This window comes from Bradyrhizobium sp. 22, assembly GCF_000482425.1.
In the GTDB taxonomy this organism is placed as follows: domain Bacteria; phylum Pseudomonadota; class Alphaproteobacteria; order Rhizobiales; family Xanthobacteraceae; genus Bradyrhizobium; species Bradyrhizobium japonicum_B.
This window is the reverse complement of the sequence record NZ_KI519399.1, coordinates 4530602-4547366: the sequence shown is the minus strand read 5'-3', so window position 1 is coordinate 4547366 and position 16765 is coordinate 4530602. Positions and strand designations below refer to the sequence as shown.

The 16765-nt window shown below is 66.3% G+C and carries 24 protein-coding genes and 1 pseudogene; 17 read left to right on the top strand and 8 right to left on the bottom strand.

Annotated features, from left to right (window positions below; genetic code table 11):
- The first annotated feature begins 19 nt into the window (after nt 1–19).
- Nucleotides 20–448 carry a group II truncated hemoglobin gene (locus K410_RS0123245; RefSeq protein WP_028137093.1) on the top strand — a complete coding sequence of 143 codons (429 nt, stop codon included), beginning with the start codon at nt 20–22 and terminating at the stop codon, nt 446–448.
- Between the two features lie 12 nt (nt 449–460).
- On the opposite strand, the gene K410_RS0123240 is transcribed toward K410_RS0123245, so the two are convergent.
- Genes K410_RS0123240 through K410_RS0123230 form a run of 3 tightly spaced genes read right to left on the bottom strand, consistent with a single transcriptional unit; the run spans nt 461 to nt 1549 of the window.
- On the bottom strand, nt 461–706 hold the full coding sequence (locus K410_RS0123240; RefSeq protein ID WP_028137092.1) for a hypothetical protein: 246 nt from the start codon (nt 704–706) through the stop codon (nt 461–463).
- 26 nt (nt 707–732) lie between these two features.
- Entirely contained in the window at nt 733–1062 is a 330-nt protein-coding gene (locus K410_RS0123235) for a DUF59 domain-containing protein (protein ID WP_028137091.1), read from the bottom strand.
- A 7-nt stretch (nt 1063–1069) separates the two neighbouring features.
- Nucleotides 1070–1549, bottom strand: coding sequence for a hypothetical protein (locus K410_RS0123230; protein WP_028137090.1), 480 nt, complete (start codon nt 1547–1549; stop codon nt 1070–1072).
- 354 nt (nt 1550–1903) lie between these two features.
- Here K410_RS0123230 and K410_RS0123225 point away from each other — a divergent pair, with 354 nt between their 5' ends.
- Genes K410_RS0123225 through K410_RS0123215 form a run of 3 tightly spaced genes read left to right on the top strand, consistent with a single transcriptional unit; the run spans nt 1904 to nt 2841 of the window.
- Nucleotides 1904–2137, top strand: a complete 234-nt coding sequence (locus K410_RS0123225) for a BolA family protein (protein WP_028137089.1) — start codon at nt 1904–1906, stop codon at nt 2135–2137.
- Between the two features lie 18 nt (nt 2138–2155).
- The gene (gene grxD / locus K410_RS0123220) at nt 2156–2491 is read left to right on the top strand and encodes a Grx4 family monothiol glutaredoxin (protein WP_028137088.1); all 336 of its coding nucleotides are present in this window, start codon (nt 2156–2158) and stop codon (nt 2489–2491) included.
- Nucleotides 2488–2841, top strand: coding sequence for a (2Fe-2S) ferredoxin domain-containing protein (locus tag K410_RS0123215; protein WP_028137087.1), 354 nt, complete (start codon nt 2488–2490; stop codon nt 2839–2841). Before grxD ends, K410_RS0123215 begins: the two co-directional genes overlap by 4 nt.
- A gap of 76 nt (nt 2842–2917) precedes the next feature.
- Here K410_RS0123215 and K410_RS0123210 read toward each other — a convergent pair whose 3' ends face one another.
- A complete protein-coding gene (locus tag K410_RS0123210) occupies nt 2918–3352 on the bottom strand; it encodes a response regulator (protein WP_028137086.1) in 435 nt (144 codons plus the stop codon).
- 393 nt (nt 3353–3745) lie between these two features.
- Between K410_RS0123210 and nifH the strand changes: the two genes are divergently transcribed.
- From nifH to K410_RS0123155, 11 genes are all read left to right on the top strand, one after another.
- Nucleotides 3746–4636, top strand: a complete 891-nt coding sequence (gene nifH / locus K410_RS0123205; protein WP_028137085.1) for a nitrogenase iron protein — start codon at nt 3746–3748, stop codon at nt 4634–4636.
- A gap of 65 nt (nt 4637–4701) precedes the next feature.
- Nucleotides 4702–5418, top strand: coding sequence for a nitrogen fixation protein NifQ (locus tag K410_RS0123200; RefSeq protein ID WP_155253556.1), 717 nt, complete (start codon nt 4702–4704; stop codon nt 5416–5418).
- Nucleotides 5419–5425: 7 nt separating this feature from the next.
- Complete coding sequence (irr, locus tag K410_RS0123195; RefSeq protein WP_028137083.1) at nt 5426–5911, top strand: Fur family transcriptional regulator Irr; 486 nt, start codon at nt 5426–5428, stop codon at nt 5909–5911.
- 129 nt (nt 5912–6040) lie between these two features.
- Nucleotides 6041–7222 (top strand): homocitrate synthase, encoded by a 1182-nt coding sequence (nifV, locus tag K410_RS0123190; protein ID WP_028137082.1) that lies wholly within the window; start codon nt 6041–6043, stop codon nt 7220–7222.
- A gap of 7 nt (nt 7223–7229) precedes the next feature.
- Nucleotides 7230–8021, top strand: a complete 792-nt coding sequence (gene cysE / locus K410_RS0123185) for a serine O-acetyltransferase (protein ID WP_028137081.1) — start codon at nt 7230–7232, stop codon at nt 8019–8021.
- Entirely contained in the window at nt 8014–8343 is a 330-nt protein-coding gene (gene nifW, locus K410_RS0123180; RefSeq protein WP_028137080.1) for a nitrogenase stabilizing/protective protein NifW, read from the top strand. The genes cysE and nifW overlap by 8 nt, the downstream gene beginning before the upstream one ends.
- Before the next feature lie 181 nt (nt 8344–8524).
- Nucleotides 8525–9367 carry an electron transfer flavoprotein subunit beta/FixA family protein gene (locus tag K410_RS0123175; RefSeq protein WP_028137079.1) on the top strand — a complete coding sequence of 281 codons (843 nt, stop codon included), beginning with the start codon at nt 8525–8527 and terminating at the stop codon, nt 9365–9367.
- A gap of 19 nt (nt 9368–9386) precedes the next feature.
- On the top strand, nt 9387–10493 hold the full coding sequence (locus K410_RS0123170; protein WP_028137078.1) for an electron transfer flavoprotein subunit alpha/FixB family protein: 1107 nt from the start codon (nt 9387–9389) through the stop codon (nt 10491–10493).
- 16 nt (nt 10494–10509) lie between these two features.
- Nucleotides 10510–11817 carry an FAD-dependent oxidoreductase gene (locus tag K410_RS0123165; protein WP_028137077.1) on the top strand — a complete coding sequence of 436 codons (1308 nt, stop codon included), beginning with the start codon at nt 10510–10512 and terminating at the stop codon, nt 11815–11817.
- A gap of 35 nt (nt 11818–11852) precedes the next feature.
- A complete protein-coding gene (locus K410_RS0123160; RefSeq protein ID WP_028137076.1) occupies nt 11853–12149 on the top strand; it encodes a ferredoxin family protein in 297 nt (98 codons plus the stop codon).
- A gap of 3 nt (nt 12150–12152) precedes the next feature.
- A complete protein-coding gene (locus K410_RS0123155) occupies nt 12153–12359 on the top strand; it encodes a TOBE domain-containing protein (protein ID WP_028137075.1) in 207 nt (68 codons plus the stop codon).
- Here K410_RS0123155 and K410_RS41550 read toward each other — a convergent pair.
- The 4 genes and pseudogenes from K410_RS41550 to modA form a co-directional block, all read right to left on the bottom strand.
- Nucleotides 12333–12941, bottom strand: coding sequence for a DUF2478 domain-containing protein (locus K410_RS41550; RefSeq protein WP_210164243.1), 609 nt, complete (start codon nt 12939–12941; stop codon nt 12333–12335). The genes K410_RS0123155 and K410_RS41550 overlap by 27 nt on opposite strands.
- A gap of 75 nt (nt 12942–13016) precedes the next feature.
- Nucleotides 13017–13697: pseudogene (gene modC, locus K410_RS41545) on the bottom strand (molybdenum ABC transporter ATP-binding protein); the annotation flags it as partial.
- Nucleotides 13694–14380, bottom strand: coding sequence for a molybdate ABC transporter permease subunit (gene modB, locus K410_RS0123145; protein ID WP_028137074.1), 687 nt, complete (start codon nt 14378–14380; stop codon nt 13694–13696). The gene modB and the pseudogene modC, both read right to left, overlap by 4 nt.
- 5 nt (nt 14381–14385) lie before the next feature.
- A complete protein-coding gene (gene modA / locus K410_RS0123140; RefSeq protein WP_028137073.1) occupies nt 14386–15138 on the bottom strand; it encodes a molybdate ABC transporter substrate-binding protein in 753 nt (250 codons plus the stop codon).
- Between the two features lie 234 nt (nt 15139–15372).
- On the opposite strand from modA, the gene modD reads away from it, so the two are divergent.
- Together modD and K410_RS0123130 are read left to right on the top strand one after the other, a co-directional pair.
- On the top strand, nt 15373–16275 hold the full coding sequence (modD, locus tag K410_RS37135) for a ModD protein (RefSeq protein WP_049820172.1): 903 nt from the start codon (nt 15373–15375) through the stop codon (nt 16273–16275).
- 136 nt (nt 16276–16411) lie between these two features.
- Nucleotides 16412–16741: a hypothetical protein gene (locus K410_RS0123130; protein ID WP_155253553.1), complete on the top strand. Its 330-nt coding sequence runs from the start codon at nt 16412–16414 to the stop codon at nt 16739–16741.
- Nucleotides 16742–16765 lie beyond the last annotated feature (24 nt).

Below are 16765 nucleotides of genomic sequence, written 5' to 3'. Positions count from 1 at the left end.
CGGAACGGAAGGAATTGGCATGAGCGATACGGCGATCACGGTTTCGATGTTCGAACGGATCGGAGGCCCTGTCGTCATCGACCGCCTGGTGGAGAGCTTCTATCGTCGGATGGACGCGTTGCCCGAAGCCGCCGGCATTCGCGCCATGCACGCGGACGACCTCACATCGACCAAGCAGGTGCTGAAGCGCTATCTCTCCGAATGGACCGGCGGGCCTAAGCTCTATTCGCCGGAGAAAGGCCATCCGCGGCTGCGCCAGCGCCATATGGGTTTCCCGATCGGTGGCGCCGAGCGCGACGCCTGGCTGCTGTGCATGCGCGGCGCGCTGGGGGAGACGGTCGCCGACGAAGCGGCGCGCGGCGAGCTCGATGCCGCATTGACCAAGCTCGCCGATTGGATGCGCAACCAGGCGGGCAATCCGCACGATGCGCGGGGGAGGCACGGCTGACGCGGCGCGCCGTCAATCCGATAGTGGCAGGCCGAAAAACTCCTCGTCCGCGGCGCCCCACGCCTTGTGCAAGGCGAGGCCGCTCTGCCACCGTGTCAGCTCCGTCTCGTTCGCCAGCCGGTGCGTGATCTTGCCCTCGGGCTTCTCGGCCAGCAGAAAGCTCCTGCCGTTACGAATGAAGCGGTTGAGGTCCTTGGCGTCGGTGGGCCGCACGACGCAGCGGGGCGCATCGTCGACGAGGATGGTGGTCGGCAGCATCTCGTGCGGGTCTCCCTGAGTGCGCTTTAGAAGAGACCGAGCTCGAGCTTGACGTCGTCGGTCATTCGCGAGGAGTCCCAGGGCGGATCGAACACCAGCCGCACCGCCACTTGCCCGACGCCGCCGACCTCGAGCACGGCCTTCTCGACCCAGGTCAGCATCTCGCCGGCGACCGGACAGCCCGGCGCGGTCAGCGTCATGTCGACCTCGACCAGGCCGTCGTGCTTCGGCTCGATCCGGTAGATCAGGCCGAGGTCGTAGATGTTCACGGGGATTTCGGGATCGTGAACCGTCCGCAGCGCGGCGATGACGCCCGCGATCAGCGTCTCGTTGTCGGCAAGTTCGGTTGTCGTCATCGTCACCTCACTGCAGCCCCTCGGCGAGGGCCGCAACGACCGGCCAGCCGACCGCGCCTGCAGGGTCGAGCCGGCGCAGGGCGGCGAGCAGTTCGCGTGCCTGTCTTTGTTCGCCCTTGCGCAGATGGATGAAGGCGAGCGCCTTCAGCGTGTAGAGCGCGAAGCGGCCGGCGCCATCGGGCAGCTCGGCCTGGGGCTGCCAGCTTCGCCAATCGGAGCTCCAGCCGGCCTGGTGTGCGGCTTCACGCAATCCGCGCTCGGCGATGCCCTGGGCCTCGTCGAGCCGGCCGCGATAGGTGTGGGTCTTGTAGAGACAGAAATAGACCGCGAGCTCCGTCGGCGCGGCATCCAGGGCCTGGCGGAAGATGCGGTCGGCCTCGAGCGGGTCGCGCCGATAGCTGACCACGCCCTGCTGCAGCAGCGAGTCGATTTCGGGTGCGAGCTCACCGAAATTGATGCCGTCGGAATCGACAAGGACGGCCGTCATGTGCCGCCCGCCATCGTCGGGGTGCGGCACCGATTGCCATATCTGCTGGAGTCTGTGCGAGACAATTCGGGTTCCTCGTCTGGCGTATGGAATACGGATGCAACCTTGCAAAGCAAAAGCCGGGCCGAATGAGAGACGCCGAGAAGGCGCGTGGTTTCGAGGCGCCGCGAGGCAACGTTGCCGTGCTCGGAACAGGACCCGTCGTGTTCGTCACGTCGTCGACACCCACGCGCGCGGCGTTGTCGCAAGTCGGACATCGCGGCGGCGCCAGGCGCGCAAGTCCCTCCGAACGCACGTGTTGGCAAACTGGTTTGACGCTTGCATGGAGCGGCGAGTGGACCAGGAGCGTGCGACATGGCGATGGCGGGACCGGACATCGAGCGATCGATCAGAGAGGCGTTTCCGGACGCCCACGTGATCGTGACCGACCTCGCCGGCGACGGCGATCATTACGGCGCGCGCGTGGTCTCGCAAGCCTTTGCGGGCAAGAGCCGGATCCAGCAGCACCAGATGGTCTACGCCGCCCTGAAGGGACGAATGGGCGAGGCGCTGCATGCGCTCGCGCTCGAGACGGCGGTACCGAAATGAGTACGGAAGGACAAAAGCATGAGTGAATCGACCGAACAACGCATCAAGGACATCATCGCCGGCAGCGACGTCGTGCTGTTCATGAAGGGCGTTCCGGCCGCGCCGCAATGCGGCTTCTCCGGGGCCGTCGTGCAGATCTTGAACGGCCTCGGCGTGCCCTTCATCGGCGTCGACGTGCTCGCCGATCCCGACATTCGCGAGGGCGTCAAATTGTTTTCGAACTGGCCGACCATTCCGCAGCTCTACGTCAAGGGCGAGTTTCTCGGCGGCTGCGACATCGTCCGGGAGATGTTCAAGCTGGGTGAGCTGGCCGCAGTGCTGAACGACAAGGGCGTTGCGGTGGCGGCGTCATGAGCGACGGAACGACCGAGGAGTTCGAGCTGCCGCAGCTCTATCGCCATCACGTCTTCGCCTGCCACACCCAGCGGCCTCCCAGCCATCCGCGCGGAAGCTGCGGCGCGGCCGGAGGCGCGCCGTTGTGGGAGCAGCTCGGCAAGGCGATCGAGGCGAATGGGCTCACGGATGTCGGCTTCACCGCATCGGGCTGTCTCGGCTTCTGCGCGGCCGGCCCGCTGATGGTGGTCTATCCCGACGGCGTCTGGTATCGGCCGACGACGCCGGAGGACATCGACGAGATCGTCCATGAGCACTTGGCCCAGGGCCGGCGCGTCGATCGCCTGGTGATGGTGCTGGCGCGGAGCTGAGCTTCATTGCTCCGCGCAGCGCGGCATCGGCTGCGGACGCGTCCAGCTCCGCGACGGCCTCGCCACGCCGGCACCCTTATTTCAATGCACTGAGCTGGATCAGCGGTGCCGCGCCGCCACGGCCGAGAATCGTGTCGACCTTCCTGCGAACGCCTTCCAGCGTCAGCGGCTTGACCACGGCGCCGTGCGCGCCAGCCTTCATCGCCTCGACAGCCGTGGTCTCGTCCGATCTGTCGGTGACGACGAGGATGCGGACGCCCGGAAATCTCGTGCCGAGTTCGCCGATCAGGCCGGGCCCTCGGCTCTTCAGGAAGGAGACGCCGAGCAGCACGACGTCGGGCTTCAGCCAGTCCACGCCCTTGGCGTAGGCCTCCTCCGGCGTGGCGAGTTCGTGCGTCTCGATCTCGTCATGCAGCATGAACTGGAGTGCCGCGCGCGTGATCTCGTCCTCATCGACCACGAACACGCGTTGCTGGTCGACGGCCTTGGCCGTCTCGACGCCGATCTGCATCTGTCGTTCTCCTCTGATCGCCTCACGTCGAAGTACGAGCAATTTCCGTTCCGCATCCACGCCGCGGTTATCATGGTGCATTCACACCGCCATCGCTTCGATCCTTGTCCGGTTTCTGACAGAGACCCTACCTCTGTAGGGTTCAACACAGCTTCTGTCGGCCGCTTGCACCGAAATATTCTGCGAGCACGATCAGCATCTTACGACGCGGCCGGCGAATGGCACGCCAGTTGCTATTTGGATGCAGCAACAACGAGTGAGGGCTGAGAGCACGCCGACGCCGATGGCGAGCGATGTTCTCCTTCCCGAACCCCGCGGGCCCACGCTTCTGAGAGAGAAGCAATCTCGCGCGAGCAGCGCGATGTCATTGGCAATCGGTTGATGGAGAGCAACATGTCTTCACTGAGACAAATCGCGTTTTACGGCAAGGGTGGTATCGGCAAATCGACGACGTCGCAGAACACGCTCGCGGCGCTTGCCGAGATGGGTCACAAGATCCTGATCGTCGGCTGCGATCCCAAGGCGGACTCGACCCGCCTGATCCTGCACGCCAAGGCGCAGGACACCATCCTGAGCCTCGCGGCGAACGCCGGCAGCGTCGAGGACCTCGAGATCGAGGACGTGATGAAGATCGGCTACCGGGACATCCGCTGCGTCGAGTCCGGCGGTCCGGAGCCCGGCGTCGGCTGCGCCGGACGCGGCGTCATCACCTCCATCAACTTCCTGGAGGAGAACGGCGCCTATGAGGACATCGACTACGTATCCTACGACGTGCTCGGCGACGTCGTCTGCGGCGGTTTCGCCATGCCGATCCGCGAGAACAAGGCGCAGGAAATCTACATCGTGATGTCCGGAGAGATGATGGCGATGTATGCCGCCAACAACATCTCCAAGGGCATCCTGAAATACGCCAATTCCGGCGGCGTTCGGCTCGGCGGCCTGGTCTGCAATGAACGGCAGACCGACAAGGAGCTGGAGCTGGCGGAGGCCATGGCCAAGAAGCTCGGCACCCAGCTGATCTACTTCGTGCCGCGCGACAACATCGTCCAGCATGCCGAGCTGCGCCGCATGACGGTGCTGGAATATGCGCCGGAGTCGCAGCAGGCCGAGCACTATCGCAAGCTCGCGCACAAGATCCACAACAACGCCGGCAAGGGCATCATCCCGACCCCGATCACGATGGACGAGCTCGAGGACATGCTGATGGAGCACGGCATCATGAAGCCGGTCGACGAGACCGTCGTCGGCAAGACCGCGGCCGAGCTCGCCGCAATGTCGGCCTGACCATCGTGCCGGCCTTCCTGGACGGGGAGGCCGGCACGTTTCGGCATCACCGGCGGAGCCACTCCGTGATTGAAGCGCAAGTGACGATCGCAACGACGTTCGCGGCGGCCTCCATCGCCGATGGCACGCATGCCGGGATCGACGTCTATCGCGTCTTGACCGGAAGCGATCCCGCCGACGCCGACATTGGTGACGACGACGCTTTCGACCGGCACGTGCTCGCTTCGGTGCTGGCGGCAGCCGTCATGGACGGCGGTTCGATCGCGGAACGCGTTGGCCTGCCCGAACGGGAGCTGGATGCGCTCCTGGCGCAATGTTTCCCATCCGTGCCGGGTCGGGCGTTTGCCTGGACAGGCGGGGGCGATGCGAGCGTCGACGACGAGACCGCCATGGTGCGCGATCTTCTGCTCGCGCGCCGCTCGACCGACGGCGAGGTCGGCCGTTGGCTGGCGGCGATGGTGGCGCGGCGCGCGATGGAGCCGAACCATCTCTGGGAAGATCTCGGATTGCGCGAGCGGCCGGAACTGTCGCGCCTCCTGACGCGTCATTTCGCGCCGCTGGCGACCCGCAACACCAGGAACATGCGCTGGAAGCGCTTCTTCTACCGCATGCTCTGCGAGGACGACGGCTTCGTGATGTGCACGACGCCGGTCTGCACGCAATGCAACGATTTCGATCTCTGCTTCGGCGAGGAGAGCGGCGAGAGCCGCATGGCCGAGCGCCGGCGGGAAGTCTTGCGTGGCGGCGGCGACCAGGCCGACGTCGGCGATCGGCCGGCATGAGGTGATCATGGACGCGTATCCGGAATTTTCCTTCGTCGACGCATTGGACGTGGAGCCGTCTGCGCAACGCGAGCTCCGGGCCGCCGAATGCTCCGCGTTCCGCCGCTTACGCGATGCGGGCCTGAGGCCGACGCGTCAGCGGGTGTTGCTGGGAGAGCTGCTGTTCGGCCAGGGTGACCGGCATGTCACCGCCGAGATGCTGTTCGCCGAGGCGTCCGCGGCCAACATGCAGCTGTCGTTGGCGACGGTCTACAACACGTTGAACCATTTCACCCAGGCGGGATTGCTGCGTCGTATCGGGCCGGATGGCTCGCGCTCGTTCTTCGACACCAACACGACCGTCCATCCGCATTTCTACCTTCACGGCGAGGATATGTTGATCGACGTGCCGGAGACGCTCGTGCTCGAGCAATTGCCCGATCCCTTGCCGGGCCACGAGATCTCGCGGCTCGACATCATCATCCACATCCGCCGCAAACCCGCCGGGATCTGACACGCCTGTCGCATTTGCGACAAAGCGAGCGGCGCCGATAAGCCCATCGATTTCAGGTGCTTGGCAGTCGTTCTGGCGATGGCACGAGGGTTGCTGATCCCAGTCGACATCGATGATTGGAGTACGCGGATGGCACCTTCCGCCTCAACCACCCGATCGGACGGAACTCTGCTCCGACCCGTCGTTCTCAACGACACCACCTTGCGCGATGGCGAACAGGCCCCCGGCGTCGCTTTCACCACTGCCGAGAAAGTCTCGATTGCGCGCGCGTTGGCCTGTGCCGGCGTCACCGAGATCGAAGCCGGCACGCCTGCAATGGGCCATGACGAGGTGAGCGCGATCCGGGCCATCGTCGAGGCCGGGCTGCCGGTGACGGCCATCGGCTGGTGCAGGATGCGGCCGTCGGATGTCGATGCCGCCATTGCGGCTGGCGTCTCCATGGTGAATGTCTCGATCCCCACCTCCGACGTCCAGATGGCCGCCAAGCTCGGTGGCGGCCGGTCGGCGGCGCTGGAGCAGGTGAGGCGTGTGGTCGGCTACGCCCGCGACAGGGGCCTCGACGTTGCGGTCGGCGGCGAGGATTCCTCGCGCGCCGACGTGGAATTCCTGATCGAGCTGATCGCAACCGCCAAGGCGGCCGGCGCGCGGCGCTTCCGTGTTGCCGACACGCTGAGCGTGCTCGATCCCGACGCCTCCTTCGCCCTGATCGCAGCACTTCGCGCCACCACCGATCTCGAGCTCGAATTCCACGGCCATGACGATCTGGGGCTGGCGACGGCCAACACGCTCGCGGCGATCAAGGCCGGTGCGACCCATGCCTCCGTCACCGTGATCGGCCTTGGCGAGCGGGCCGGCAACGCCCCGCTCGAGGAGGTCGCCGTCGCGCTCAAGCAGCTCTATGGCTGCGATACCGGCGTGGTGCTGTCCGAGCTGGACAAGGTGGCATCCGTGGTCGCGGCCGCCGCCGCACGTGCCATACCGCTCAACAAGGCGATCGTCGGCGAGCACGTCTTCACCCACGAATCGGGCATTCACGTCGACGGCCTGTTGAAGGATCAGCGCACCTACCAGGCGCTGGATCCGCGCCTGCTCGGCCGCTCCAATCGCATCGTGATCGGCAAGCATTCCGGACTTGCCGCGATCACCGCGCTCCTCGCCGAGCTCGGATTGTCGGTCAGCGCGGAGGAGGCGAAGTCGGTTCTCGCCCGCGTCCGCCAGCATGCCGTCGCGCACAAGGGCGCGGTGGCGCGCGAGACGGTGACGGCGATCTGGCGCGAGGTGCGCGAACGTTCACTCCTCGATTGCGCGTGAGGGACCCATGGCCTGTGTCGTCGACATTCCGCTCGCCGAACCGTCCCCTCCCGGACCGGTCAAGCCGTCTCTGCTCGAGTTGATCCGCGAGGATATCGGCTGCGTGCGCCAGCGCGATCCCGCCGCGCGCGGTCAGCTCGAGACGCTCCTGACCTATCCCGGCATCCATGCCGTGATCTGGTACCGGATCGCCAACCGGCTGTGGACCGCCGGCTGGCGCTTCGCGGCACGGCTGTTGTCCTGGTTTGGACGCTTCGCCAGCAATGTCGACATCCATCCCGGCGCGCGCATCGGCCGGCGCTTCTTCATCGACCACGGTGCCTGTGTCGTCATCGGCGAGACCGCGGAGATCGGCGACGACGTCACGCTCTATCACGGCGTCACGCTCGGCGGCACGTCGTGGTTTCCGGGCAAGCGCCATCCGACGCTGGAAGACCGCGTCGTGGTGGGGGCGGGCGCGAAAATCCTCGGGCCGATCACCGTAGGTGCCGGCTCGCGCGTCGGAGCCAATTCGGTGGTGATCGACAGCACGCCGCCCGACGTCACCGTGGTCGGCATTCCGGCGCGCGTCGTGCGCCCGCAACTTGGTCATCGCCGTAGCGTCGGCCGGATCGATCTCGACCACCATCTGATGCCGGATCCGGTCGGAGATGCCATCGCCGTGCTGCTCGACCGCGTCGAGTTCCTGGAGGCGCGCTTGGCACACATGCAGAGGCGCATGCGGGATGCCGGCGCGCCCGCGACATCCCTCGCGCCCCGTGCGGCGCGGCAGAGCTCCACGGAGATCGAACATGGCTGACGGAATCCTCGCGCAACTCAACAAGGCATCTGCGGCCGAAGAGTTCTTCACGCTGCTCGGCGTCGACTACGATCCAGGGATCGTCAATGTGGCGCGGCTGCACATCCTGAGGCGGATGGGCCAGTACCTCGCCGGGGAGGACTTTGCCGGCGCGACGGACGAGACCGTGGCTGAGCGGTGCAAGGCCGTGCTGGAGCGCGCCTATGCGGACTTCGTCGCGTCCTCGCCGATCGACCAGCGCGTCTTCAAGGTCCTGAAAGACGCCGTCGCGCCGCAGCCGAAGCAGCCGCCGGCATTGGTGCAGATCGGTACGCTGAAGTGAAGCCGAGCTCTGTCGCATTTGCGACGAATGTCGCAGCAGCATTGTCGGCTCCGCTGCGGAAAGCGAATGCAGTCGCGGCCGCCGCGTTCCTAACTCGCTGTATCGCCGTCTGATTTTCACCGTTCGCGGACTTGGTACGACACTTGCTGTTCTTGCCGTGAACAAAGTCCTGGAGACGCACATGCACATCGTCGTCTGCATCAAGCAGGTCCCCGACTCCGCGCAGATCCGCGTGCATCCCGTGACCAACACCATCATGCGCCAGGGGGTGCCGACCATCATCAACCCCTACGACCTCTTCGCGCTGGAGGCTGCGCTCGAGCTGCGCGACCAGTTCGGCGGCGAGGTCACGGTGCTGACCATGGGGCCGCCGTCCGCCGAGGACAGTCTTCGCAAGGCGCTGACCTTCGGCGCCGACCGCGCCGTGCTGCTGACCGATCGCTTCTTTGCCGGCGCCGATACGCTGGCCACCACCTACGCGCTCGCCACCGCGATCCGCAAGATCTCGACCGAGTTCGGTGCGCCCGATCTCGTCTTCACCGGCAAGCAGACCATCGACGGCGACACCGCGCAGGTCGGTCCCGGCATCGCCAAGCGGCTCGGCCTGTTGCAGCTCACCTACGTCGCCAGGATCAGCGCACTGGATCTGGAGGCGCGCACCATCGACGCGGAACGGCGCTCCGAAGGCGGCGTGCAGCTCCTGCGCACCAGGCTGCCGTGCCTCGTCACCATGCTGGAGGCGACCAACCAGATCCGCCGCGGCGCGATGGCCGACGCCCTGCGCGCCGCGCGGGCGCCGATCGTAAAATGGAGCGCGCAGGATGCCGGCGTCGAGGACATCTCGAAATGCGGCCTGCGCGGCTCGCCCACCATCGTCAAGCGCGTGTTCGCACCCGCAGCCCGCAGCGAGAAGGCGGTGCTGATCGAGCCCGGCGAACAGCCGGCGGAGGCACTGATCGACGCCATCTTCACGCGTCAGCCGGGACTCGAGACCGAGCTCGCCGCGCTGGCACGCGGCTATTGAGGCGAGGGGAACAGGCACCATGAGCACCGCACCGAAGACCGCCGCTTCCGCATCCGGCCGCGCCGCGACCAAGAAGGAGCTGCCCGAGCATTTCAAGGCCTACAAGCATGTCTGGGTCTTCATCGAGCAGGAGCGCGGCCAGGTTCACCCCGTGTCCTGGGAGCTGATGGGGGCCGGCCGCAAGCTCGCCGACAAGCTCAAGGTCGATCTTGCCGCGGTCGTGATCGGCCCCGAAGGCGAGGCGACGCAGAGCGCCGCCGCGGAATCCTTCTGCTACGGCGCCGATCTCGTCTACATGGTCGCCGACGGCCTGCTCGCCGACTATCGCAACGAGTCCTACACCAAGGCACTGACCGACGTCGTCAACACCTACAAGCCGGAGATCCTGCTGCTCGGCGCCACCACGCTCGGCCGAGATCTCGCGGGCTCGGTGGCGACGACGTTGCTCACTGGCCTCACCGCCGACTGCACCGAACTCGACGTCGATACCGACGGCTCGCTGGCGGCGACGCGCCCGACCTTCGGCGGCTCGCTGCTCTGCACGATCTACACGCTGAACTACCGGCCGCAGATGGCGACGGTGCGACCGCGCGTGATGCCGATGCCGGAGCGCGTCGTGCGTCCGGTCGGCCGCATCGTCAGCCATCCGCTTGGCCTGGTCGAGGATGACATCGTGACCAAGGTACTGTCGTTCCTGCCCGACCGCGATTCCGCAAAGTCCAATCTGGCCTATGCGGACGTCGTCGTTGCCGGCGGGCTCGGGCTCGGCTCGCCCGAGAACTTCCAACTGGTGCGCCAGCTCGCCACGGTGTTGGGTGCCGAATACGGCTGCTCGCGGCCGCTGGTGCAGAAGGGCTGGGTCACCTCCGACCGGCAGATCGGCCAGACCGGCAAGACCATCCGGCCAAAGCTCTACATCGCCGCAGGCATCTCCGGCGCGATCCAGCATCGGGTCGGCGTCGAGGGCGCCGACTTGATCGTCGCCATCAACACCGACCGGAACGCGCCGATCTTCGATTTTGCGCATATGGGCATCGTCGCCGACGCGATCCGGCTGCTTCCGGGGCTGACGGCGGCGTTCCGTGCCCGGCTGTCACCGCATTCGCGCGACCGGATCGCCAGTTAGCACAAGGAGAAGCGCCATGATCGAGGAGAAGTTCGATGCCATCGTCGTCGGGGCCGGCATGGCCGGCAACGCGGCGGCGCTCACGCTGGCCCAGCGCGGCCTCAAGGTGCTGCAGCTCGAGCGCGGCGAGTATTCCGGCTCGAAGAACGTGCAGGGCGCGATTCTCTACGCCGACATGCTGGAGAAGCTGATCCCCGACTTCCGCGAGGACGCCCCGCTGGAGCGGCACCTGGTCGAGCAGCGCTTCTGGATGATGGACGACCGCTCGCACACCGGCCTGCACTACCGCTCCGACGACTTCAACGAGGAGAAGCCGAACCGCTACACCATCATCCGCGCCCAGTTCGACAAATGGTTCTCGCAGAAAGTCCGCGAGGCCGGCGCCACCGTGCTGTGCGAGACCACGGTGACCGAGCTGGCGCAGGATGCCTACGGCAAGGTAATCGGCGTGCGCACCGACCGCGCCGATGGCGAGATCCATGCCGATGTCGTCGTGCTGGCCGAAGGCGTCAACGGCCTGCTCGGGACCCGTGCGGGGCTGCGCGAGCGGCCCAGGCCCGACAAGGTCGCGCTGGCCGTCAAGGAGATGCATTTCCTGCCGCGGGAGACCATCGAGGCGCGCTTCAATCTCCGGGGTGACGAAGGCATGGTGATTGAGGCCGCCGGCACCATCTCGCGCGGCATGACCGGCATGGGCTTCATCTACGCCAACAAGGAATGCATCTCGCTCGGCATCGGCTGCCTCGTCGCCGACTTCCAGCGCACCGGCGAGACGCCCTATGGCCTGCTCGACCGTTTCAAGCGGCATCCCTCGGTCGCCCCGCTGATCGAAGGCTCCGAGGTCAAGGAATATGCCGCGCACCTCATTCCGGAAGGCGGCTTCAAGGCGATCCCGCAGCTCTATGGCGAGGGCTGGGTCGTGGTCGGCGACGCTGCCCAGCTCAACAATGCCATCCACCGCGAAGGATCGAACCTCGCGATGACCTCGGGCCGGATCGCCGCGGAGGCGATCTTCCAGGTCAAGTCGCGCAAGGATCCGATGACGGCGGCGAACCTGTCGCTCTACAAGACCATGCTGGACCAGTCCTTCGTCATCAAGGACCTGAAGAAGTACAAGGACATGCCGGCGCTGATGCACACCCAGTCGCAGAACTTCTTCCTGACCTATCCGGAGCTCGTCTCCAAGGCGATGCAGAACTTCCTGCGCGTCGACGGCACGCCGAAGGTCGAGAAGGAGAAGACGACGTTCAAATCGTTCATCAAGGCGAGGTCGTGGGGCGGGCTGTTCGGCGACGCCTTCCGCCTCGCGCGCGCCTGGCGGTGAGCAGGAAACGCAACATCAGCGATGGAGACCTAACCATGTCGATTGAGCCATCCGTGCGTGTCGAGGACAAGCTGTTCTATAACCGCTATCTGGTCGATGCTGGCCGGGCCCACATCAAGGTGCGGCCGCACACGACGCCGTCGCCGGGGCTCCTCAGCATGCTGAAGGCCTGTCCAGCGCGCTGCTATGAGCTCAACGACAAGGGCCAGGTCGAGGTCACCGTCGACGGCTGCATCGAATGCGGGACCTGCCGCGTGATCTGCGAGGAGAACGGCGACATCGAATGGAGCTATCCGCGCGGTGGCTACGGCGTGCTGTTCAAGTTCGGCTGAGCCATGAAGCTCAGCGCCCGCAACGTTCTGCCCGGACGGGTGATCGCCGTCACCAAGGGCACGACGACCGCCCATGTGAAGATCGAGCTCGCGCCCGGGCTGGTCGTGTTTTCCGCGATCACCAACGAAGCGGTGGACGACCTCGCCTTGAAAGTGGGCGATGCCGTCTCCGCCGTGATCAAGTCATCGGACGTGATGATCGGCAAGTGAGGCCGCGGGCGCATCGGCAGGCAGCCGCGCCGCGCGGACCCGCTTGATGCGCGACGACAGGTCCTGCCACCAGCCTTCAATCGCTCCGCGTTCGCAGAGCAGGCTGGTGCCGATCCCGCCGGTAAAGTCGGTCCATGCGTCCAGGCATTTCTCGGGCACGGCCGTAAGCACGGGGATACCGGCGGCGATGGCGTGGGCGAGCTCGTCGCGCAGGCCTTCGCCGGCCGCCTCCTGCTTGGAGAACTTGTTGATCACGACGAGATCGACATCCGCTGCGATCGCGCGGGTGACGGCGACGGCCGCTTCGGCCAGTCCCGCGGCGTCGAGCTTGCAAGCCATCGCGCCCGAGCCGAGCGGCTGGCAGATCGAAATCTCGCGGCCGGACATGAGGTCGACCGCCTGCATGCCGACGTGGCAGCCACCGCCGTCCTCGATGTTGCGCTGGACGACTCCGCCGATCCGCTCGCCCGATCGCACCAGAGTCTCGGCGAAATCGGCCAGCAGGGTGTCGACGTCGTCCTGCGGGCGGTAGAGGATCGCGGCGACGCGGTTCGGGTCGATGTCGTGGAAGTCGATCGGCATGACGGTCATCCTCGCCGGTTTTCCTACGCTCTTCCGTCGATCCGGGCAATCTCCGAGCCGGTCACGGTTCGTGGCCGGCGCCGGACGGAGGCTCCGGAGCGGCCCGGCATCGATGACGCGGCCACGTTCCATCAGTACCAGATGATCAGCAAAGCGCTCGATCTCCGTCATGTCATGGCTGATATAGAAGACCGGCAACGACAGCCGGTCGTGCACCCGCTCGAGGAACGGCAAGATCTCGTTCCTGGTGGCGTGGTCGAGCGCCGCCAGCGGCTCGTCCATGAGAAGAAGCTTGGGCTGCGACAGCAGCGCGCGGCCAATCGCAACGCGCTGCCGCTCGCCGCCGGAGAGGCGGTAGGGCGAGCGGTCGAGCAGGGTGGCAAGGCCGAGCAGCTCCACGACCTCGTCGAACGCGATCTGCGCGCCCGCGGCCTTCGGCGCGCCGAACAGCAGATTTCGGCGTACCGACAGATGCGGAAACAGGCTGGCTTCCTGGAACACGTAGCCGATCGGCCGCCGGTGCACGGGCCGGAACGATTGACGGTCCTGCCAGGCTTCGCCATCCACCGCGCAAAAACCATCGGCCATGCGCTGCAGGCCGGCGATGCAGCGTGCCACCGTGGTCTTGCCGCAGCCGGAAGGGCCGAAGATCGCGGTGACGCCGGCGGCGGGCACGCTGAACGCGGCATCGAGCGTGAAATTGCCGAGCCTGCCGCGGAAGGCCGCGTTGATGCGGCCGGGTTCGGCTATTCTCATGCCGCAGCCCTCGCTGCGCGCTTGTCGACGAGCGTCATGGTCAGGATCACCGCGAAGGCAAAGATCACCATGAGGCCGGCGAGCACGCTCGCCTCGCGCCAGCGCGAGGTCTCGACATAGTCGAAGATCGCGACCGACAGCACCTTGGTGCGACCGGGGATGTTGCCGCCGATCATCAGGACGAGTCCGAATTCGCCGACGGTGTGCGCGAAGCCGAGCACCGCACCGGTCAGGAAGCCGGGCCGCGCCAGCGGCACCGCGACGGTCCAGAACGTGCGCAGGGGTGAGGTGCGCAAGGTGGCAGCGACCTCGAGCGGCCGCTCGCCCATCGCGGCGAAGGCGTTCCGGATCGGCTGCACCACGAAGGGCATCGAATAGACCACCGAGCCGATGACCAGGCCCTCGAACGTGAAGGCAAGCGTGCGGCCGCCCCACAGGCTTGCGATCCATCCGCCCGGCCCGTCGGGGCCGAGCAGCACCAGCAGATAGAAGCCGAGCACGGTCGGCGGCAGCACCAGAGGCAGCGCAACCACGCTCGCGACAATCTCGATCCACCAGCTCTTGGCGCGCGCCAGCCACCAGGCGAGCGGCGTAGCCAGCACCAGCAGGATCACGGTCGAGATCGCCGCGAGCTCGATCGTCAGCAGAACCGACTGGCGGATCTCCGTCGACCAGATCTCCATGCGCGTCAGCTCTGTCCGTCCAGCACGTAGCCGTATTTCTCGATGATGGCGCGGGCCTCGGGCCCTCTGAGGAAGGAAATGAGTGCGCTGGCGGCCTCGTTTCCGGCGCCGGTCTTCAGCAGCACGGCGTCCTGGCGGATCGGACTGTAGAGCGCCTGCGGAACCACCCAGCGCGAACCGGCGTCGATGCCGGTCAGCTGCGACAGCGCGACGAAGCCGACCTCGGCGTTGCCGGTCTCGACGAACTGGTAGGCCTGGGTGATGGTCGCACCTTCCACCAGCTTCGGCTTCAGGGCATCGTAGAGCTTCAGCGCCTTCATGGTTTCGACGGCGGCGAGACCGTATGGCGCGGCGGCCGGATTGCAGATCGAGAGCTTTGCGAAGGATGCAGCCTTCAAGGTTTCCTCGCCCGTCACGGCGCCCGGCGATTTGCTCCACAGCACGAGCTTGCCGATCGCGTAGGTGAAGCGGCTGTCCCCAACCGCAAGCCCGTCCTCGACAAGCTTCTTCGGCCGGGACTCGTCGGCGGATAGGAATACCTGGAACGGCGCGCCCTGCGCGATCTGGGTGTAGAATTGTCCGCTCGCGCCGAAGCTCAGCACCGCTTCGTGACCGGTCTTCTGCTTGAAGAGGGCGGCAATCTCCTTGGCGGCATCGGTGAAGTTGGCGGCCACGGCGACATTGGTCTGTGCTGCCCGCGCTTCCGTGAATGCGAGCAGCAGCCCTGCGGCACCGGCGATCGTGCGAAACAGCTTCATGATGGACTCCAGCGGACGGCAACCGCCTCCGCGAGCCCGATTGCTGCAAGGCGCCGGCCAGCGAGAGCTCAGCAATTGGCGTGCCGGATGGGGGCCGTGAAATCTGGTGTGCGCCTTGCAGGAATGAGCGTCTAGAGATGGGCGTTCCCGCTGCTTGCGGCGGCGGGGCCGCGATCCGTGTCGGGTTTGCGACAAGATCGTCGGCGAGCCGACACCAGTGAAGGGAAGTACGCCATGGCAATCATTGCATCGCGCGCCGAGCTCGAGCGTCTGCTGCAAGACGATGTGCCTTATGGCGACCTCACCACCGAGGCGCTCGGGATCGGCACGATCGACGGCGTCATGCAGTTTGCTGCGCGCTCGCCGATGGTGCTGGCGCTCGTCGAGGATGCTGCCGCGATCATCGCGCTCGCCGGCTGCGAGGTCGAGCTGTTCGCCGCATCCGGCGCGGCGCTGGAGCAGGGCGCGCCGATCCTCGAGGCGCGCGGCCCGGCTGCCGGCCTGCTGCGGAGCTGGAAGGTCGCGCAGACCTTGATCGAAATCTGGTCCGGTGTCGCCAGCGAGACCCGCGCCATCGTCGGCGCGGCGAGGGCGGTCGCCCCGCAAATTGCGGTTGCCTGCACCCGCAAGAACGTGCCGGGCACCAAGCGATTTGCAGTGGCGGCCGTCAAAGCGGGTGGTGCCGCCATGCACCGGCTCGGCCTGTCCGAGACCGTGCTGGTGTTTCCCGAGCACCGCGCCTTTCTCGGCGAGCTGCCGCTGTTTCAGGCGGCCGAACGCTTGCGGCGGGCGGCACCGGAGAAGAAGCTCGTGATCGAGGTCAAGACGGCCGACGCCGCCCTGGCCGCGGCCGTCGCCGGCTTCGACGTGATTCAGGCCGAGAAGTTTTCGCCGGCCGAGGTCGCCGCCCTGGTCAAGCGTATCGCGTCCATGGCCTACACGCGCGCCCGGCCGATCATTGCTGCGGCTGGTGGGATCAATGCGTCGAACGCCGCGGCTTATGCCGAGGCCGGCGCTGATATCCTGGTCACCTCATCGCCCTATCTGGCAAAACCCAGGGACGTGCAGGTCCGGATCGTGGCGACCGACGCAGCCATGGTCCAGCCGTGCCAAAGCCTCAGTTCAGCCGTCGCCTGAACTGAACCTGCGGCGGCATGATCGGTCGCGGGACACGGAGGCGCCGATCGCCCGAATCCGGAGTCGAGCTGATCCAGATCAATCCGGCGCGCATCGGATGGTCTATCTGTCGGTCGTATCTTGGAAAGACCACGACATGACCGACAAGCCGATCGATTGGACGCCGGATCTCACGCTGCCGACCTCGAAATCCACCGTGCAGCACTTCACCGCAAATGCCGGCGGCGACCGCCTGGAGATCGATGCCACCCCTTGGGGAGAGGCCGATCTCACCGTCAACGGTCGATCGATCGCCCACATCGAGACGGCACCGAGCGCCGGGGATGCGTTTCGGGCGCTCGAGACGATCGCTGAAGATTTCGAGGCCGGCAAGAAGGCTCGCAGTGACCAGCGCCTGGATCAGGCGATCGAGGACGACGAGGTCCGCCAACGGCTGGGCCTGACGCGCCCAGGTACCCGCACCTAGGAACCATCGCGCTACGCGCGAGTT

What these genes read in the sequence shown, in the direction of transcription:
- K410_RS0123160 (WP_028137076.1), top strand. Translation starts at nt 11,853, where the DNA reads ATGTCGATTGAGCCATCCGTGCGTGTCGAGGACAAGCTGTTCTATAAC.
- K410_RS0123210 (WP_028137086.1), bottom strand. Translation starts at nt 3,352, where the DNA reads ATGCAGATCGGCGTCGAGACGGCCAAGGCCGTCGACCAGCAACGCGTG.
- K410_RS41550 (WP_210164243.1), bottom strand. Translation starts at nt 12,941, where the DNA reads ATGCCGATCGACTTCCACGACATCGACCCGAACCGCGTCGCCGCGATC.
- modD (WP_049820172.1), top strand. Translation starts at nt 15,373, where the DNA reads ATGGCAATCATTGCATCGCGCGCCGAGCTCGAGCGTCTGCTGCAAGAC.
- K410_RS0123235 (WP_028137091.1), bottom strand. Translation starts at nt 1,062, where the DNA reads ATGACGACAACCGAACTTGCCGACAACGAGACGCTGATCGCGGGCGTC.
- modB (WP_028137074.1), bottom strand. Translation starts at nt 14,380, where the DNA reads ATGGAGATCTGGTCGACGGAGATCCGCCAGTCGGTTCTGCTGACGATC.
- modA (WP_028137073.1), bottom strand. Translation starts at nt 15,138, where the DNA reads ATGAAGCTGTTTCGCACGATCGCCGGTGCCGCAGGGCTGCTGCTCGCA.
- grxD (WP_028137088.1), top strand. Translation starts at nt 2,156, where the DNA reads ATGAGTGAATCGACCGAACAACGCATCAAGGACATCATCGCCGGCAGC.
- K410_RS0123130 (WP_155253553.1), top strand. Translation starts at nt 16,412, where the DNA reads ATGACCGACAAGCCGATCGATTGGACGCCGGATCTCACGCTGCCGACC.
- nifW (WP_028137080.1), top strand. Translation starts at nt 8,014, where the DNA reads ATGGCTGACGGAATCCTCGCGCAACTCAACAAGGCATCTGCGGCCGAA.
- K410_RS0123240 (WP_028137092.1), bottom strand. Translation starts at nt 706, where the DNA reads ATGCTGCCGACCACCATCCTCGTCGACGATGCGCCCCGCTGCGTCGTG.
- K410_RS0123170 (WP_028137078.1), top strand. Translation starts at nt 9,387, where the DNA reads ATGAGCACCGCACCGAAGACCGCCGCTTCCGCATCCGGCCGCGCCGCG.
- K410_RS0123215 (WP_028137087.1), top strand. Translation starts at nt 2,488, where the DNA reads ATGAGCGACGGAACGACCGAGGAGTTCGAGCTGCCGCAGCTCTATCGC.
- irr (WP_028137083.1), top strand. Translation starts at nt 5,426, where the DNA reads ATGGACGCGTATCCGGAATTTTCCTTCGTCGACGCATTGGACGTGGAG.
- K410_RS0123165 (WP_028137077.1), top strand. Translation starts at nt 10,510, where the DNA reads ATGATCGAGGAGAAGTTCGATGCCATCGTCGTCGGGGCCGGCATGGCC.
- cysE (WP_028137081.1), top strand. Translation starts at nt 7,230, where the DNA reads ATGGCCTGTGTCGTCGACATTCCGCTCGCCGAACCGTCCCCTCCCGGA.
- K410_RS0123245 (WP_028137093.1), top strand. Translation starts at nt 20, where the DNA reads ATGAGCGATACGGCGATCACGGTTTCGATGTTCGAACGGATCGGAGGC.
- K410_RS0123230 (WP_028137090.1), bottom strand. Translation starts at nt 1,549, where the DNA reads ATGACGGCCGTCCTTGTCGATTCCGACGGCATCAATTTCGGTGAGCTC.
- K410_RS0123175 (WP_028137079.1), top strand. Translation starts at nt 8,525, where the DNA reads ATGCACATCGTCGTCTGCATCAAGCAGGTCCCCGACTCCGCGCAGATC.
- nifH (WP_028137085.1), top strand. Translation starts at nt 3,746, where the DNA reads ATGTCTTCACTGAGACAAATCGCGTTTTACGGCAAGGGTGGTATCGGC.
- K410_RS0123225 (WP_028137089.1), top strand. Translation starts at nt 1,904, where the DNA reads ATGGCGATGGCGGGACCGGACATCGAGCGATCGATCAGAGAGGCGTTT.
- K410_RS0123155 (WP_028137075.1), top strand. Translation starts at nt 12,153, where the DNA reads ATGAAGCTCAGCGCCCGCAACGTTCTGCCCGGACGGGTGATCGCCGTC.
- nifV (WP_028137082.1), top strand. Translation starts at nt 6,041, where the DNA reads ATGGCACCTTCCGCCTCAACCACCCGATCGGACGGAACTCTGCTCCGA.